The sequence below is a fragment of the Levilactobacillus fujinensis genome (genome assembly GCF_003946335.1).
Classification (GTDB): Bacteria; Bacillota; Bacilli; order Lactobacillales; family Lactobacillaceae; genus Levilactobacillus; species Levilactobacillus fujinensis.
Genome location: NZ_RHNX01000015.1, coordinates 23,148 through 38,030, shown reverse-complemented (window position 1 = coordinate 38,030; position 14,883 = coordinate 23,148). Strand labels below are relative to the sequence as shown.

At 45.7% G+C, this 14,883-nt stretch carries 15 protein-coding genes and 1 riboswitch; of the genes, 9 read left to right on the top strand and 6 right to left on the bottom strand.

Features of this window, described 5'->3' with window-relative positions:
* Nucleotides 1–14 precede the first annotated feature (14 nt).
* The 5 genes from EKM89_RS07115 (at nucleotide 15) to EKM89_RS07095 (ending at nucleotide 5,173) form a co-directional block, all read left to right on the top strand.
* Nucleotides 15–1,325 carry an alkaline phosphatase family protein gene (locus EKM89_RS07115; RefSeq protein ID WP_164510536.1) on the top strand — a complete coding sequence of 437 codons (1,311 nt, stop codon included), beginning with the start codon at nucleotides 15–17 and terminating at the stop codon, nucleotides 1,323–1,325.
* A complete protein-coding gene (locus tag EKM89_RS07110) occupies nucleotides 1,312–2,562 on the top strand; it encodes an MFS transporter (protein WP_125687077.1) in 1,251 nt (416 codons plus the stop codon). Before EKM89_RS07115 ends, EKM89_RS07110 begins: the two co-directional genes overlap by 14 nt.
* 306 nt (nucleotides 2,563–2,868) lie before the next feature.
* Nucleotides 2,869–3,735 carry a DegV family protein gene (locus tag EKM89_RS07105; protein WP_125687075.1) on the top strand — a complete coding sequence of 289 codons (867 nt, stop codon included), beginning with the start codon at nucleotides 2,869–2,871 and terminating at the stop codon, nucleotides 3,733–3,735.
* Between the two features lie 51 nt (nucleotides 3,736–3,786).
* Nucleotides 3,787–3,882: riboswitch (THF riboswitch) on the top strand.
* A gap of 24 nt (nucleotides 3,883–3,906) precedes the next feature.
* Nucleotides 3,907–4,449: a folate family ECF transporter S component gene (locus tag EKM89_RS07100; protein WP_125687073.1), complete on the top strand. Its 543-nt coding sequence runs from the start codon at nucleotides 3,907–3,909 to the stop codon at nucleotides 4,447–4,449.
* Between the two features lie 283 nt (nucleotides 4,450–4,732).
* Nucleotides 4,733–5,173: a GtrA family protein gene (locus EKM89_RS07095; RefSeq protein ID WP_125687071.1), complete on the top strand. Its 441-nt coding sequence runs from the start codon at nucleotides 4,733–4,735 to the stop codon at nucleotides 5,171–5,173.
* A gap of 289 nt (nucleotides 5,174–5,462) precedes the next feature.
* Here the strand turns inward: EKM89_RS07095 and EKM89_RS07090 are convergent, their stop codons facing one another.
* The 3 genes from EKM89_RS07090 to EKM89_RS07075 form a co-directional block, all read right to left on the bottom strand.
* A complete protein-coding gene (locus EKM89_RS07090) occupies nucleotides 5,463–6,875 on the bottom strand; it encodes an MDR family MFS transporter (RefSeq protein WP_225421841.1) in 1,413 nt (470 codons plus the stop codon).
* Between the two features lie 65 nt (nucleotides 6,876–6,940).
* Nucleotides 6,941–7,393, bottom strand: coding sequence for a MarR family winged helix-turn-helix transcriptional regulator (locus tag EKM89_RS07085; protein WP_125687067.1), 453 nt, complete (start codon nucleotides 7,391–7,393; stop codon nucleotides 6,941–6,943).
* A 255-nt stretch (nucleotides 7,394–7,648) separates the two neighbouring features.
* The gene (locus tag EKM89_RS07075) at nucleotides 7,649–8,191 is read right to left on the bottom strand and encodes a TetR/AcrR family transcriptional regulator (protein ID WP_125687065.1); all 543 of its coding nucleotides are present in this window, start codon (nucleotides 8,189–8,191) and stop codon (nucleotides 7,649–7,651) included.
* Between the two features lie 94 nt (nucleotides 8,192–8,285).
* On the opposite strand from EKM89_RS07075, the gene EKM89_RS07070 reads away from it, so the two are divergent.
* A complete protein-coding gene (locus EKM89_RS07070) occupies nucleotides 8,286–9,986 on the top strand; it encodes an MFS transporter (RefSeq protein WP_225421843.1) in 1,701 nt (566 codons plus the stop codon).
* 282 nt (nucleotides 9,987–10,268) lie between these two features.
* On the opposite strand, the gene EKM89_RS07065 is transcribed toward EKM89_RS07070, so the two are convergent.
* Nucleotides 10,269–10,913: an SAP domain-containing protein gene (locus EKM89_RS07065; RefSeq protein WP_125687061.1), complete on the bottom strand. Its 645-nt coding sequence runs from the start codon at nucleotides 10,911–10,913 to the stop codon at nucleotides 10,269–10,271.
* 690 nt (nucleotides 10,914–11,603) lie between these two features.
* On the opposite strand from EKM89_RS07065, the gene EKM89_RS07060 reads away from it, so the two are divergent.
* Nucleotides 11,604–12,368: a hypothetical protein gene (locus tag EKM89_RS07060; protein WP_125687059.1), complete on the top strand. Its 765-nt coding sequence runs from the start codon at nucleotides 11,604–11,606 to the stop codon at nucleotides 12,366–12,368.
* 324 nt (nucleotides 12,369–12,692) lie between these two features.
* On the opposite strand, the gene EKM89_RS07055 is transcribed toward EKM89_RS07060, so the two are convergent.
* Together EKM89_RS07055 and EKM89_RS07050 are read right to left on the bottom strand one after the other, a co-directional pair.
* Nucleotides 12,693–13,019: a type II toxin-antitoxin system PemK/MazF family toxin gene (locus tag EKM89_RS07055; protein WP_125687057.1), complete on the bottom strand. Its 327-nt coding sequence runs from the start codon at nucleotides 13,017–13,019 to the stop codon at nucleotides 12,693–12,695.
* Nucleotides 13,019–13,237 carry an AbrB/MazE/SpoVT family DNA-binding domain-containing protein gene (locus tag EKM89_RS07050; protein WP_125687055.1) on the bottom strand — a complete coding sequence of 73 codons (219 nt, stop codon included), beginning with the start codon at nucleotides 13,235–13,237 and terminating at the stop codon, nucleotides 13,019–13,021. The genes EKM89_RS07055 and EKM89_RS07050 overlap by 1 nt, the downstream gene beginning before the upstream one ends.
* A 336-nt stretch (nucleotides 13,238–13,573) precedes the next feature.
* On the opposite strand from EKM89_RS07050, the gene EKM89_RS07045 reads away from it, so the two are divergent.
* Both EKM89_RS07045 and EKM89_RS07040 read left to right on the top strand, forming a co-directional pair.
* Entirely contained in the window at nucleotides 13,574–14,443 is an 870-nt protein-coding gene (locus EKM89_RS07045; protein ID WP_164510532.1) for a hypothetical protein, read from the top strand.
* Between the two features lie 143 nt (nucleotides 14,444–14,586).
* Complete coding sequence (locus tag EKM89_RS07040) at nucleotides 14,587–14,847, top strand: AbrB/MazE/SpoVT family DNA-binding domain-containing protein (protein ID WP_125687051.1); 261 nt, start codon at nucleotides 14,587–14,589, stop codon at nucleotides 14,845–14,847.
* The last annotated feature ends 36 nt before the right edge of the window (nucleotides 14,848–14,883 follow it).

Here is a 14,883-nt window from a genome sequence, read left to right as displayed (position 1 = left end):
GTAAGGAGCGAAGGATTATTCAGCAAAGACTAGTTGTGATTTCATTGGATGCGATGGGTAGTCGTGATCTGGATGAACATTTAGAAGAATTACCAAATTTGAAACGGTTAGTGGTCACCGGGACGCGTGTCAGGCAGGTCAGGGGAATCTACCCGACGTTAACGTACCCGTCGCATACCACAATCATTACGGGGCAATACCCGGTTAAACACGGCATCATTAACAATACTAAGCTCCAATCGCAGCGGCAGTCGCCGGATTGGTACTGGTATCAACGAGACGTTCAGGTGCCAACTTTGTATGATCTGGTTCGTCAGCAGCATCGTAAGACCGCAGCCTTCCTGTGGCCCGTGACGGCTGGGAGTCGGATTACCTATAATCTGGCAGAAATTTTTCCGAACCGTATTTGGACTAATCAAGTTTTGGTCTCATTAAAGGCCAGCAGTCCAGCGTTTCTATTACGGATGAATCAAAAGTACGGTCATTTACGTCGGGGAATTCAGCAACCAGAACTCGATGACTTCATTACGGCCTGTGCAGTCGATACGTTGCAGACAAAGAGGCCGTGGCTTACCCTGATTCACTTGGTCGACATGGACAGCATGCGGCATCGTTATGGCGTACGTTCAGACGAAGCGATGGCGGCCTTGAAACGTTTGGATGCCCGGGTCGGTAAATTGATTGATGCCACGATTGCGGCTGGAACGTTTGCAGAGACCAACTTTGCCATTTTAGGCGATCATTATCAAATCAATGTTGACCATATGATTCATTTGAACCAGCTATTTGCACAGCAAGGCTGGTTAACGCCAACGACTGAGGGGACCGTCAGAAACGACTGGCACGTGTGGGCGAAATCCTGTGATGGGTGTACATACATTTATACCCGCAAGTTTGCGGATACCAAGAACCTTTTGCGGTTGATCAAGGAAATACCGGGTGTTACTAACGTCATTGATGGGGTGGCCGCTGCCAAGCGCGGTGCCGACCCACACTGTCAGTTTATGGTCGAGGCCCAGGCGGGCTACTATTTCACGGATGAAACAAACCGGCCAGCGGTGGTGGAGGCCGTTGACCCGGTAACTTTGGGCCAACCAGATCGTTACCAGGGTGTGCATGGCTACGATCCTAATAAGCCGGATTACTTTACCACGTTGGTCTTGAATGGACCGGCAGTGAAGGAAAATCAGCTGATTGAACGGGCTGATCTGATTGACGAGGCCCCCACCTTTGCTAAGCTACTAGACGTTCACTTCCCAGAGGCGCTTCCCGGTCATGCACTGATTGCTGCGCTAAAGGGGGTGGCCGCTAATGAAGCTGAATAAGGAACAGTGGAGTTGGATCTTCTATGACTGGGCGAACTCGGGGTATGGCATCATCGTGACCACGGCGGTTTTGCCGATCTACTTCAAGACCGTAGCGGAGACTCGTGGTGTAACTGCGGCTAACGCGACAGCTTACTGGGGGTATGCGAATAGCTTGGGGACATTGCTGGTGGCGATTCTAGCACCGTTCCTAGGGGCGCTTGCGGACTATCAGGGGTTTAAAAAGCGCCTGCTTACGGGATTTGCAACCGTGGGGATGGTGATGACGCTGGGGCTTGCCCTAGTGCCGTCCACACACTGGCAGTGGCTTTTGGTCATTTACATTCTATCCGTCCTAGGCTATTCCGGGGGGAACCTCTTTTACGACAGTTTCTTGACCGACGTGAGTGATGACCAGCAAATGGATCGTATTTCCAGCACAGGGTACGGCTTTGGTTACCTGGGAGGTGTGATTGCCTTTCTCCTCTTCATGGTGCTCCAGTTCACGCACGGCTTTGGACAGCTGTCGAGCTTGGCGGTCGCACGGTGGGGGTTTGCTTTGGCTGCGATTTGGTGGGTCATTTTCTTCATGCCAATTCTAAAAAATGTCCATCAGCGCCATTCCTTGCGTGTCACCCGCGCACCGTTACGACAAAGCTGGCAACGGGTGTGGACGACCGTGGCTAACTTGCGGCAACACAAGCAGCTGGCCTGGTTCTTAGTCGCTTACTTCTGCTATATTGATGGTGTCGATACGATCTTTACCATGGCAACGTCGATTGGACTAGATATTGGGATCGACAGTACGACTTTGATCCTGGTTTTACTGGTCGTTCAGTTAGTGGCGTTTCCCTTTTCGATTTTCTATGGGTGGCTGGCGAACAAGACCAGTACACGGACCGGGATTTTAATTGCTATTATTGTTTACTTATTGATCTGTGCAGACGCCTTGTTCTTACGTTCGACGACGGATTTTTGGGTGTTGGCTGTCTTAGTTGGAACCAGTCAGGGTGGGATTCAAGCCTTGTCACGATCCTACTTTGGCCGGCTGGTTCCTAAGGATCGGTCGAGTGAATTTTTTGGATTCTACAATATTTTAGGAAAGTTTTCGGCCGTGCTGGGGCCCATCCTCGTGGGTATCGTGACCCAAATGACGGGTCAGTCACGAATTGGGGCAGCTTCACTGTCAATCTTATTTGTGATTGGCCTAGTGATCTTCTGGCTGATTCCTAGGATGAGTACAGATCGCGCTGAATAGCGTTGACTGTGGTTAGCCGTCACTGGTGTTAACGAGAGTTCGATTCTCCCGGGCGGTGTATTTTAAAAGTATGTGACAAAAGGCATCGTCAATTGTCTTTGACTACCCGTTTTGGCAATATGAAATGAGCGTTTGCGATTGGAACATGCGCATTCACCGGGAAAAAAGGTGTGTTTCTCGTCGTTTAATGTTAAACTGAACTTTTAAAATGCCGTTATAAAAGGATTTGTCATAAGTATTAGTTTTCATCGACTATGAAAAATGGTATTCTAGATAGACGAAACGAAAGAAAAAGTAGGTGTAAGAATGAAGATTGCTGTGGTCACCGATAGTACCAGCTATTTGTCCGCAGAAGAGGTCGAGCGGTATCACATTCACGTTGTGCCGATTCCGGTGATCATTGATGGTCGCTCCTATGATGAAGACGTTGATATTACCACGAGCGAATTTTACGACCGCCTCCGTAACTCGAAGTCATTCCCCAGTACCTCCCAGCCACCATTGGGCGAAATGATCAATTTATATAATCAATTGGCGGATGAAGGATACGATGCCGTCATCAGTATTCACTTGGCCAGCACAATTTCGGGCTTTGTGAACCAATTGAAAAATATTGCACCCACAATTGAAAATATTCGGGTCATTCCGTATGATTCGCAAATCACGGTAAAATTGATGGGTTACTTGGCGATTGCAGCCTCGCGGATGGCAGCCAAGGGTGCAGAACCCGAAGAGATCATTGCGCGCTTAGACGACTTGCGGTCAACGATTGGCGAGTACTTCGTCGTTGATGATTTACAAAACCTAGTTCGAGGCGGTCGACTATCCAACGCTTCTGGTTTCATTGGCAGTGTTTTACGAATCAAGCCTTTATTGACGTTTGATGATGAAACTCACGAGATCGTGGCCTTTGAGAAGGTACGGTCGCGTAAGAAGGCGTTGGCCCGGGTAGAAGACCTCTTCGTTGAGGCTCAAGCGCAGGTCGACTACCCATTACGGGCGTTAGTCATTAATGCGAACGATCCCGAGGGTGGTCAGACTTGGGCAGCTAAGATTGCGACGCAGTATCCAGAAATTCCGGTGGAACAGTCGTATTTTGGCCCGGTCATCGGGGCCCATTTGGGTGAGAAGGCGTTGGCTTTGGCCTGGATCAAGGACTTTGATCGCGCGTAAGTCGTGCAAGTTTGAAGTGGATATGGTATGCTATTGCCTGTATTAAAAATTTACGGAGTAGGAAATAAGGCGTCAAGTGCTGGTGGAACGCAATGTGAACACCGGACGAAGGGGATTCCCCGCGATCTTATTTCCGCATTGGCCGCAGCGATGTGGCAACTCCCTTAGGAGATGTCTGAATTGAAGACGATGGCAAAAACCCAGCTGCCCAAGCTGGACACTTTGAGTGTGGTTACAATGGGGCTGTTGATGGCGCTACAATTGGTAATTAGTCGGTTCTCGATTGGCAACACGTTTATCAAGTTTAGTTTCACGTTTTTGGTCGTTGCCCTATTGGCCAAATGGTTTGGTCCTTGGTGGGGGATGATGACGGCGGCAGTGGTCGACGTGGTCGGTACCTTGATTTCTGGGGGACCATATTTTGTGGGCTTCACAGTGTCGGCGATCCTTGGGTCGTTGATCTATGCGTTATTTTTGTATCAGAAGCCAGTGAGCTGGGGACGAATCATTATTGCCTCGGTGCTCATCTCGGTACTGGTCAACGCATTGCTAAACACTTTATGGGTAACCATCATGTACCAGACGCCGTTTTGGAGCCTATTTCCAATCCGAGCGGTCAAACAGTTGATTACCACGCCAATTCAAATTGTGCTCATTTATCTGGTGCTTAAGAGCCACGTGATTCAAAGGATTCAGGAAAGATTAAATCGTTAAATTATAAACACCATTTCGACACGGTCGGGATGGTGTTTTTCGATGGGCGAGGTCTGAAACTAGTGTAGATTAAAATAATTACTTTAACTTACGTTTTCAAACCTGACCACCACTACTTCTACACTGACCACCCAACAACACAGAAAATCTAATCACCATGGTTTAACCGGTGAGCGGCGCAACAGTTTAATTTTTTATATCAAATGAGGACCATCTCTTGCGTGAAGTGATGTTCTTCGTTATAACGGAGACTGAAGAGCAAGACCAGGGGGGAGAATTTCAAATGAACCGGATAATACAGCTATACGCGAAATATAAAGATGTTTTAGCCTATCTGATTTTTGGTGGGCTGACAACGTTGGTCAATCTGGTCGTCTTTTACGTGACGGTTACAGTGTGGGGGTGGAACTACCAGGTCGGTAATATCTGGGCTTGGTTCTTATCTGTTTTATTTGCCTATGTGACCAACCGGGTGTGGGTCTTTCACTCTCATTTCGTGTCGGTGAAAGAACTGCTAAGTGAGGCGGTCTCGTTCTTCCTCGCACGGGGCGTAACGCTACTAATGGATATGGCCATCATGTGGGTTGGGGTCTCCCTCCTACAGCAAAATGAAATGTTAACGAAGCTGGTCGATCAAGTCGTTGTGGTGGTTGCGAATTACTTCTTTAGCAAGTGGTTCGTATTTAAGAAAACCAAGACATCTTCAGTGAACGAACAGGACTAGTTTTTTTAGTTGATTGTGTGAAAATTGGTGGATGACGTTAAAACGCTACAGACATATTTATTGGCATTCAAAAAGCTCTGTAAGACCGACTGGGTTTTACAGAGCTAATTTTTATCTTCAAACTTAGATTTTGAAAGTGCCTGTTTGCACGCACACTTTCCTAAGTAACGTGTTTTACGTACTGATGATAACCGACAATGATTCGGTAGTGGATGGGCAAGTACTTGGCCAAAGAGACATCATGTTTTTTTTGAGGTTGCAGTTTGGAAACTAAGAAGCGGAGGTGAAATTATTTGTGATCTGTACTTAGCGACTTCGGTTCTAATCTGAAGGATAAACAGAAGCCAAAGAGTGCCATCAAAAAGGCAATTAAGAACGAGAACCAATAGCCGTGGTTGAGACGGGTAACGGTTGACAGGCTCTCACTTTGACCTAACTGAGTGCCAAAGGAAACAGCCATCATCAAGACCGCGGTTCCCAGTGAGCCTGCAATCTGACGGACGGTAGAAGAAACCGCGTTGCCGTAGATAGAGAGTTTGGCCGGTAGAGCATTAAGCCCTTCCGTAAAGGTCGGCATCATCACGGTTGCGACCCCAACGATTCGGAAGGCGTAGGCACCAGCAACTAAAATGAGATTAGTTTGGGGCGTGAAGAAGAGCATTGGCAAGGTCCCAACGGTGATGATTCCAAAGCCAATGAGTGAAATAGGCCGGATTCCAAAGCGGTCGTACAGCTTACCCGAGATAGGACTGATTAAGCCTTCTAGTAGGGCTCCTGGTAAGAGCATTAAACCAGAGTGAAAGGCGGAAAGGCCATGCACGCGTTGAAGGTAGAGCGGCAAAACTAGTTCCACGCCCAGAAGCGCAATGTTACTGAGGGCGCTCAAAATGGTGGTCAAGCTGAAGGTTTTATTTTTGAAAACGGTTAGATTGACCAAGGGATTCGCAAGGGATAACTGTCGTTTGCCAAAGAAATAGAGGACGCTAATACCAAGAACTAAGGAAATGACACTGATAGTATCTAATCCACCAGCGCTACCAATTGCTGAGAAGCCGTACAGGATAGTCGCGAAGCCTACAGAAGATTCAGCCAGAGACAGCCAATCAACTCGAGATTTTTGAGGAACCAGCACTGGTCGTACGAAGGCAATGGCAGCGATCATTAAAGCAATGACGAGTGGAATTAGCACGCCAGACAGCCAGTCTAAGCCAAGATTATCGATGATCCAACCACCGACTGTAGGGCCAAGAGCGGGACCAAATGCAACGACCAATCCAATAATACCCATCACGGTACCGCGGCGGTTCTCTGGATAGAGCATGAGCACAACATTTTGAATTAGTGGAATCATGGATCCAGCGGCAACGGCTTGGATCAAACGACCGACAAGTAGCCAACTAAAATTGGTAGCAAAGAATCCACAAAGACAACCAATTAAGAAGATAGCAGTAAGCAGAAGAAAGGTTTTTTGTGTGTTGAAGCGGTGAAAGATCCAAGCTGAAATGGGAATCATGAGACCGGCAACCAGTTGGTATCCGGTACTCACCCACTGGGCAGTCGCCTGTGTCACATGGTAGGTTTGAATGATGGTTGGCAGGGCATTGTTGAAAAATGTTTCCGTCAATAACATGGTGAAGGCCCCAATTAACAGGACGGCCAACATACTGTTTCGTTTTTTAATGTTTGATTCGATTGTAATCATAAGCATGCTCCTTTATGTAGCTAGCTACACTTTGTACTAAAATTAATAGCCCGCTAAAGGCTATTTTAATACATGGTGGTCAATAAAGTTGTCAGTAGACGTTGCAAAGTGACTTGGTCAGCTGTTGACAGGTTGCTGACCAACTTATCTTCGGTTTGGGTTGCCTGTGCCTGAATCTGTCCAGCATGATTCTTCATGAACCAGGTGCCAGCGGGAGTCAGGCGCAGTTCAATTTGTCGTTGGTCACCAACGGCTGGAGAAGTTTGTAGAAGTCCAGTGGCAGTTAAACGCTTGATAATGCCACGGGTGGTTGGATGGGAAAGCTTCAGAGCAGTTTCAACCTGTTTCTGGGTTAATGACTGGTCAGTGTTTAGATACATCTGCATCAAAACAGCGACCTGTGTACTTGTTAGTGAGATATCAAGACGTTTTAATCCTTTATTCATCTCCTTTTCAACGGCTAGGTTCAGTATTTTTAGCTGCTGGGCCAAAGTATCCTTGAAAAATGGTGTAGACACGATAAGCACTCCTTTTTGTTCTAGTGTAGTATGCTACATTAAATCTGCTTTTGCAAGTATTTTTAGTTTTCGTTTCTCAAAATATATTGCTTCTTAGTTTCAATTGACGGGTCAAATACTGGTCACCGGCCTCGGCATTAAGTTCACGAGGAATAATAACCCATAGTGAATTGCAAGTTTTTCGAACAGTTGTTTCCAAGTTCATCCGCCTCAAGAATCTTAAGTTACAGGCAGTGGGAACATACCTTTGTCGCACTACATCAGATTACTTGAGCGAACGTAACTTGCTACTGTTTGGCCTAAATATGCCGGCGATTCAACAAAGCCATGCTTGACCCAGTTGACCGTGACGTTAATGACAGCGCCAGAGAAAAATTCCAAGTAATAAGGCGCCGTTAAACGTGACGTGTGATTTTCAATCCGATCTTGCTTAATGAGTAGTTGAAAAACAGTCTGAAATGTTTCCAACAGAATATCTAATTTGCCATTTTTAATCAAGAGCTGATAGGTTTCAGCTTCTAGTTTTGTATTCTCAAAATAGTGTGTCATTAACCGCGTTAAATCAACCTTAGATGTCTGCGGTAATCGCCGCAGATAGCGTAGCATGTTCTGCGTCTGATAGGCCAGAATGATCTGATTAAAATTCTGATAGTGGCGATAGAAGTAAGTCCGTGAGACTTGAGCCTGCTGACAAAGTTCGGTGATGGAAATATCCACCAGTGGTTTTTGGACCATCAACTCTAGTAAGGCGCTGTAGATGGCCGTCAGATTTTGCTGTTTCCGGTCTCGTGGGTCCATTAGGTAACAACCTCTCCCTTATCTGTAACCTAAACCTAGTTTATCATCATCGGGGCTCGTAAACTAGCGATACACACATTAGGAGGGGACCTCAATCTTGAAAAAATCAACGAAGTTAGTTGGGACAATGGCCATTGGCATTTTTCTCTGCATGTTGGACACAACGGTCATGAATATTGCGTTACCCGCAATTCAGACAGGTCTATCCGTCAGTTTAGAACAGCTTTCATGGGCACTAAATCTGTACACGATTCTATTTGCTACCTTGACGATTCCTTTAGGGCGACTAGCCGATATTCACGGTCGTAGTCGCTTCTACATTTTAGGCTTAGGGTTATTTCTAGTTGGGTCGCTATTTTCTGGATTGGCGGGCAGCGTGGCATGGTTAATTGTTGGCCGGGGGATTCAAAGCGTGGGTGCAGCGATTGTTTTCCCCGCTAGTATGACGATTGGCATTCAGAGTGCACCCATGGAAAAACGGACCAGTGCGATTGCCATTCTGGGGGTTACTCAGGGGTTAGCAGCTGCCATGGGGCCAACAATTGGAGGAATCGTGACGCAGTTCTTTAGCTGGCGAGGCATCTTTTTAATTAATGTACCTTTTACCCTGCTCGCACTGGTTCTTTGCTGGCTGCTGCTTGATCGACACGAAAGCAGGCAAACAGCAGAACACTTAGATATTTGGGGATCGCTGCTTTCAATGATGATGCTATTTAGTCTGACTCTATTGCTGGTGAAAGGCAGTGACTGGGGGTGGCTCAGTTATCGGTGCCTTGGACTGGGACTGCTGAGTCTTGTTGCTTTGGCGACCTTTGTAATGGTCGAGTCTCGGGTCAAGCAACCCATGGTGCCACTGACGCTATTCAAGGACAAACAGTTTGTCGGGGCAGCAATCGTGACCGTAATGTCAGGAATCTTCCTGGTTGCCTTACTCGTCTTGATGCCGAGCTTCTTTACGAAGGTTCAAGGTAAAGGCGAATTGCTAGCGGCCTTGATGATTACGCCAGCGTCGCTCATGATTTTTATGTGGTCCCCGCTGAGTGGCTTGTTGTTGGCCAAGGTTGGCCCACGTGCCGTCATCTTGATGGGCAGTTTTGCCATGATTGGTGGCTACGTCGTCCTTAGTCAAATGAATCCAAATGCGTATTGGCAGGTCTGCATGGCGGCGATCCTGGTAGGTGCCGGTTATGGAATTGTCATTGGCCCCATCACAGTCTTGGCAGCGGGTGACTTTACTGGCAGTCTATTAACAGCATCGCAGAGCGTCATCGGGGTCTTCCGACAGATTGGCACATCCCTGGCTGTGGCCATCTTTGTGTCAGCGCTATCGACGAATTTAGTGACAGCAAAAACAAATATCTGGAATTTCGCGCAAAATCGGGTTGAGGCATTAACGGTGACGGCTAAGGTAAAGCGTGACACACTGATTCAGGTAAAGCATCAACTGAAGACAGAGACAACGCCTCACCAGCAAACTACTTTTATCAATAAAGCAAAAGCCCAGCGACTCATCCGTCAAAACTATCGGCAAGCATTGCGGCAGCCTCGGCTGGCTCAAGCGTCAGTGACCACCAAACGGACTGTTTACCAACAAGTTAGCCGGACTGTCACGCAACAGGTTGCCCAGGACAATCGCGTCTTGACGACGGCGGTTGCGACGATCAAGCGTGAAACCAAGGACCAATTGACCTTAGCTTTTATTCGGCCGTATCGACTGGCGTTGCCATTTACATTCTTGATGCCACTGACGGTCTTTCTGTTTAGGAAACGCCGTGACTATCTTAGTCGGAAGTAACTGATTAGGTAAATGAATATGACTGGTGGTAGTAGAGCGTTTAGACAAAGTGACTTGTTGGTTGCCTAAAAACGCTACTCAAAGAGACAGGGGTGAACCGAAATTCCGGTTCACCCCTGTCTCTTTAGGCCTTTCTGGCAACTGTCGGTTGACCATTCTTTGGAAAAGGGGTGCACGAGTAAAGAACCTAGTTAATACACTAAACTGAGGTTGAAGTACGCAGATTATATTGGTTGGATAGCGGTTGGCATTCATGGAAGTGAGTTGCCGGGCACAGTGTTCCTAGGACGGCTTCAAGAAACGACTTAACTCGCTAGCGTGTTTAACTACCAGTGCGTGTCGATACGACTTGGGTTGGTCAGAGTCCCGTACTTTTTGCCATAAAATTGCGGCCACCTTCAGGGGTTCAGTGTAGAGCTTTGAGATGGGATCGTTGCAGAAATCCTTAACAAAATTATTCCACTGATAAGTGGCTTCTTCAGCGCTCTTTGTGGTGGCAGATGTGGAGGCTAGCACTGCAATTAAATCCGCCACTGTAGCACTGGTGTCCGCCAGACGTTCAACAGTCCTCATTTTGATGGCCATGGATTTACGAAATGAAAATTTTTGGATCCCAAAGTAATGAGCAAAGAAGCTTCTAGCCTCCTGATTAAGTGCGAAACCAGAATTCAAGAGCTTCGTATCTAGTGTTATGTGCTCAGCCGTTAGCTTGGGGGACAACTTTCTCCGCCGCTTTCTGACGAGGTGAATGTCTTGGGGAGCCTGACCATTGAGTAGTGCCAAGACGTAAGCGGTTAGCTCGGCCTTGGTTCCAGTTGTCGGTAAGCCTTGTTGAAGGCAAATTTGCCGTAACTCTGCTTGATACCAATAAAACCGTTTAAATACCAGGGGATTCATGGTTTGCGTGAAGTCAGGTCGTTTAGTCATGGTGAGGACTCCTTCCAGAAATTAGCAAAGTTTGCTGCGTAAAATTTTAATGAATAATTACTCTGACGAACCAAATCGGCTTGAGGCCGCTGAAAATTAATCGGGGTTTCCAGCCACGTCAAGTCTCGGAGAACTTGAACCTATTTGTTGTCAGCTACCTTCAGCAATAAGAATGTTACTTTATTTGTGCCTGGACCGTCTTGTAACGGGCGACAACTGTGGGAAAGACCGACTGCACCATTTGACTACTGAGCGACGATTCTTGTCTAAACCTTTTATACAGATGCTTATTTAATTTCAACCAATTCAGTGGGAAATCATGATTAAAGACCCACTGGCTGACAATGTTCGCTAATCGCTGATATTCTTTAGCCTCAGTTAAAAATTCACGGCTTAAAATGTGTCTAGATAGAGTCGCGACTTAATCCGTACGTCTTAGCTTAACCATCGGCTACCTCCCCTGTAGATTGGATTCAGTATACCATATCTGATAGGGGAACGTGTGTTTAAGAAGGGCTTAAGAGCTGGCATTCATCTCGCAATTAAAATGGTGAATTTTCTGCATTAATTTTATAAAATCGCCGTAATAGACGCAATATGTAGTCGTTTATTTAATGAGGTTTATAAGTGTGATCATTTTTTAAGTTTCAAGTTGTATAATGCAGATACTATTCAAGGAGGGACTAGTTCATGAAATCTTTAACTAAAGGACTAATTATTTCTGGTGTTTCCGTAATAGAATTATTTGTACTGAACGGTTTGCCTCGAATGAATGCATCGGCTGCTACAATTAAAACCAGTTACACGAAACTTACAACGGCAGGCAGTAAACGAAACGTCTCTTCAATTGGCAAGTACGCTCTGTACACGAAACCAGGTATGATTAGGGGTGCTAAATTAGTTGCTTCAAGAACTCAGATGAAGAAATTTGGTACATATAGTTCTTCGAACCGAAAATATTATGCTAGTAACAATCAAAATCAGTCTTATAAAGGCTCAACTTACTATTTCCGCGCATATGGCTATGAAGTGACCAATACGGGATCTGTGTATTACAAAGTTGTGACCATGAATGGTAGGTATCGTGGCTATGTTTATGGCGGTAAAAAAGTCGGCATCTTTGCTGGCGGCATTAAGTCAGTATCTACTACGACAACTTCCCAAACGTCTATTCCGTCTAATTGGACCGACACTGTTGGTATTTACGCTGGTGGGAGCTTATGGAATTATGTGCCTTATACGCAGTATGGTACTAAAAAACTGGGGCACATGACAGATTTAGAATCTACGACGATTCCCCACCTTGCCGAATTTAAAATTGACAAAGTGGCCAAACGTACACGTGAGCAAGATACTTACTATCACTTAGTTTCGGTGGATAGTAATAATTTGTCTGGGTGGGTCAAGAGTACTTACATTCGGACGTATTCCGAAATCACTAGCAATTGGGAATAGGTAAATGTGTTTTTCACAAGTCTGGGACATAACTTAAAAGGCACCATCGGGTTCCGGCTCAATGAGCCACTATGCTTATGGGCCTTTGAAAACAACCCAAATATAAGCGTCAACCAAGTCTTCTGGATTGACACCCAATGTAGAGGACTTGTTTGACGTTCTTTTAATATAAAAATATAAATGTCACACAATTCTCTTGGACTGACATCCAGTTCAAAGGACTTGTGTGACGCTTTTTAGGAGACAAATTTGTTAGAATTAAAAAGATCAGATCACCTGGGATTCAACGCGGGCGTCTGACCCTTCTTATCTCTCAGATGTAAATTAAATGAACTGATCAATCGTAGAAATGACGTGTGCCCACGTCACAGGATCACATGTTTCAATAAATTCTAGCTTTCTTCTCTTGAAATCCATTGATCGCAATTGGTGTGTCACAACCTCACCTTTAATTTTATGAGGCTGAACAATCGTCACATAAGTTCCAAAAGCACGCTGAGTACTTGTGATCGGACAGATTAGACAGAAGCCGGTCATTTTATTAAAAATAGTCTTGCTAACGACTAGGCCGGGACGTCGTTTCTTGATCTCATGACCAATTGAGGGGTCAAAGTTAATAGTGACTAAATCTCCTTGGATAGGAACATACATTAGTTTTCAGCCTCATCCCATTCGCGGTCTTCCTTGGAGATGCTGTCGCGAAAACCAAGCCAGTCGTCTTCATTGCTAAAAAGATCGTCACGTAAAGGCGTCATGATAAATGTGTCACCAATTTTAACGATTTTATACTTGTCACCAGCTGCAGCATTAAGTTCACTAGGAATAATAGCGCCTACTGAATTACCAATTTTACGAATGGTTGTTTCCATGTTCATCACTCCTTTTGTGGTCTTAAGTTGCCACTAGTATAACTAAATTTAACATTAGTGACAAGAAAAATGCATGTGAAGTGAAGTAAAACCCCATTGTTTGGACCGTGACCGTCATTCATGGAAGTGAGTTGCAGAGCAGAGTATTGCTAGGACGTCTTCAAGAAGCAAGTTAACTACCAGTATGTGTTGATACACCTTGGCCTGGTCAGAGTCACGCGCAGTTTTCCATAAAGGAAAATTCATATTCATGTCTAATATACAACACTATGGATTATTAACGGTTCAAAAAGATTGAAAGTATGGTAAGATAGCTTAAAAAGGGGAATGGACGTTATGAAATTTAGAACGACATTAGGGGTCGTCCTGGGGCTAGTATTTAGTATCGCATTGGGCCTGGTTTCTTCGCAGACGGCGCAGGCTTCTCAGAAATATACGGTGGTCTCAGAAAAGTGGCCAACTGAGCGACCAACTTATCGCGCGAAGTATCCCAATAAGAAAGTGGCATTGTGGAATAAAAAACATACGAAGCGATACGGCTATTTGACAGATAGACCTAATACGACCTTTACACGAGCTTCAACTGTCGTCCTACAGCATGGTGGAACCAAAGCGGTTTACTATTACATCAATGCTGGCGGAACCAAGACACACCCTAAGGGAACGGTCGGCTATGTTTGGCGGGGGTATTTAACTCACGGGTTAGCGATGGACCTGCTGAAGAGTCGCTATGTGCCGATGGGCATGTTCACGAATAGTCAGGATTTCCAAGATTACATTAAGTATTCACCAACTCAGGGGATTACGCGGTCAATAGTGAAGTCATTACCCAATATGAAGTTAACCTATAATTTAACGAATATTGCTGCGTATGAGTTTGGCCTGAAGCTTGGTAACGAGGATCCAGCAACGCCAATGGTTAAGAAGAGTGTGCTGAAAACGAATCATTATCAAAACGTGACTTATTTCCCTAAGGTTACTGAATATCTAGCAACGAGTAACGCCGTTAGCACGACGAAACGAGTTAAAAAAGTTAAGCAGATTTTAGCCAATAACTACGGTTATACGGCCGCCAAATTAGGTAAGCTTAAGAGGTACGAAATCGGCTTAAACATTGAGGAAAATGTTAAAGGGAAGAAATCGATTGATAATGGCCCATATGCAGAGAAATTCTACGCGTTTGCCATTGGTCGACGGGTCGATTAGTGAGTTAAGACAGGTTTAATGTCAGATATTAGTTTTGTAATGGGCCGTTGCTAGTTAGCGGTCCTTTTTGTTTGGCTCAATCATATATTACGTGTATCGTTACCTCTGTAGAACAATTATTTAGAAGTGAGGTGACATGACCTATGACGGTGGTGAAAGTTTCGGGTAAAGGTCAGGTAGTTATTCCCGCCGCGATTCGAAAAGAACTGGACTTGGCTGCAGGTGACCAGTTAAACGTCACCCTTATCGACGGCCAGGTGATGATGGAGAAGCTGCCAGCCGCTGCTGTTTGGCGAGAAGTAGTTGCGCAGGTTCCAGTGGAACAGGTAGTCTTAGACGAAGCGGGGCACTACGATGTTCACCATGCTCCCCGTTTTGATCGCTGGGTGCATGGTGAAAGATAATGGCGTGCACTGTCCATTGATTGGTTGAATAACGGT

Bases quoted from the DNA above. Each gene is read 5' to 3' on its own strand.
- EKM89_RS07110 (WP_125687077.1), top strand. From the start codon at position 1,312: ATGAAGCTGAATAAGGAACAGTGGAGTTGGATCTTCTATGACTGGGCG.
- EKM89_RS07105 (WP_125687075.1), top strand. From the start codon at position 2,869: ATGAAGATTGCTGTGGTCACCGATAGTACCAGCTATTTGTCCGCAGAA.
- EKM89_RS07100 (WP_125687073.1), top strand. From the start codon at position 3,907: ATGTCTGAATTGAAGACGATGGCAAAAACCCAGCTGCCCAAGCTGGAC.
- EKM89_RS07095 (WP_125687071.1), top strand. From the start codon at position 4,733: ATGAACCGGATAATACAGCTATACGCGAAATATAAAGATGTTTTAGCC.
- EKM89_RS07090 (WP_225421841.1), bottom strand. From the start codon at position 6,875: ATGATTACAATCGAATCAAACATTAAAAAACGAAACAGTATGTTGGCC.
- EKM89_RS07075 (WP_125687065.1), bottom strand. From the start codon at position 8,191: ATGGACCCACGAGACCGGAAACAGCAAAATCTGACGGCCATCTACAGC.
- EKM89_RS07065 (WP_125687061.1), bottom strand. From the start codon at position 10,913: ATGACTAAACGACCTGACTTCACGCAAACCATGAATCCCCTGGTATTT.
- EKM89_RS07060 (WP_125687059.1), top strand. From the start codon at position 11,604: ATGAAATCTTTAACTAAAGGACTAATTATTTCTGGTGTTTCCGTAATA.
- EKM89_RS07055 (WP_125687057.1), bottom strand. From the start codon at position 13,019: ATGTATGTTCCTATCCAAGGAGATTTAGTCACTATTAACTTTGACCCC.
- EKM89_RS07050 (WP_125687055.1), bottom strand. From the start codon at position 13,237: ATGGAAACAACCATTCGTAAAATTGGTAATTCAGTAGGCGCTATTATT.
- EKM89_RS07045 (WP_164510532.1), top strand. From the start codon at position 13,574: ATGAAATTTAGAACGACATTAGGGGTCGTCCTGGGGCTAGTATTTAGT.
- EKM89_RS07040 (WP_125687051.1), top strand. From the start codon at position 14,587: ATGACGGTGGTGAAAGTTTCGGGTAAAGGTCAGGTAGTTATTCCCGCC.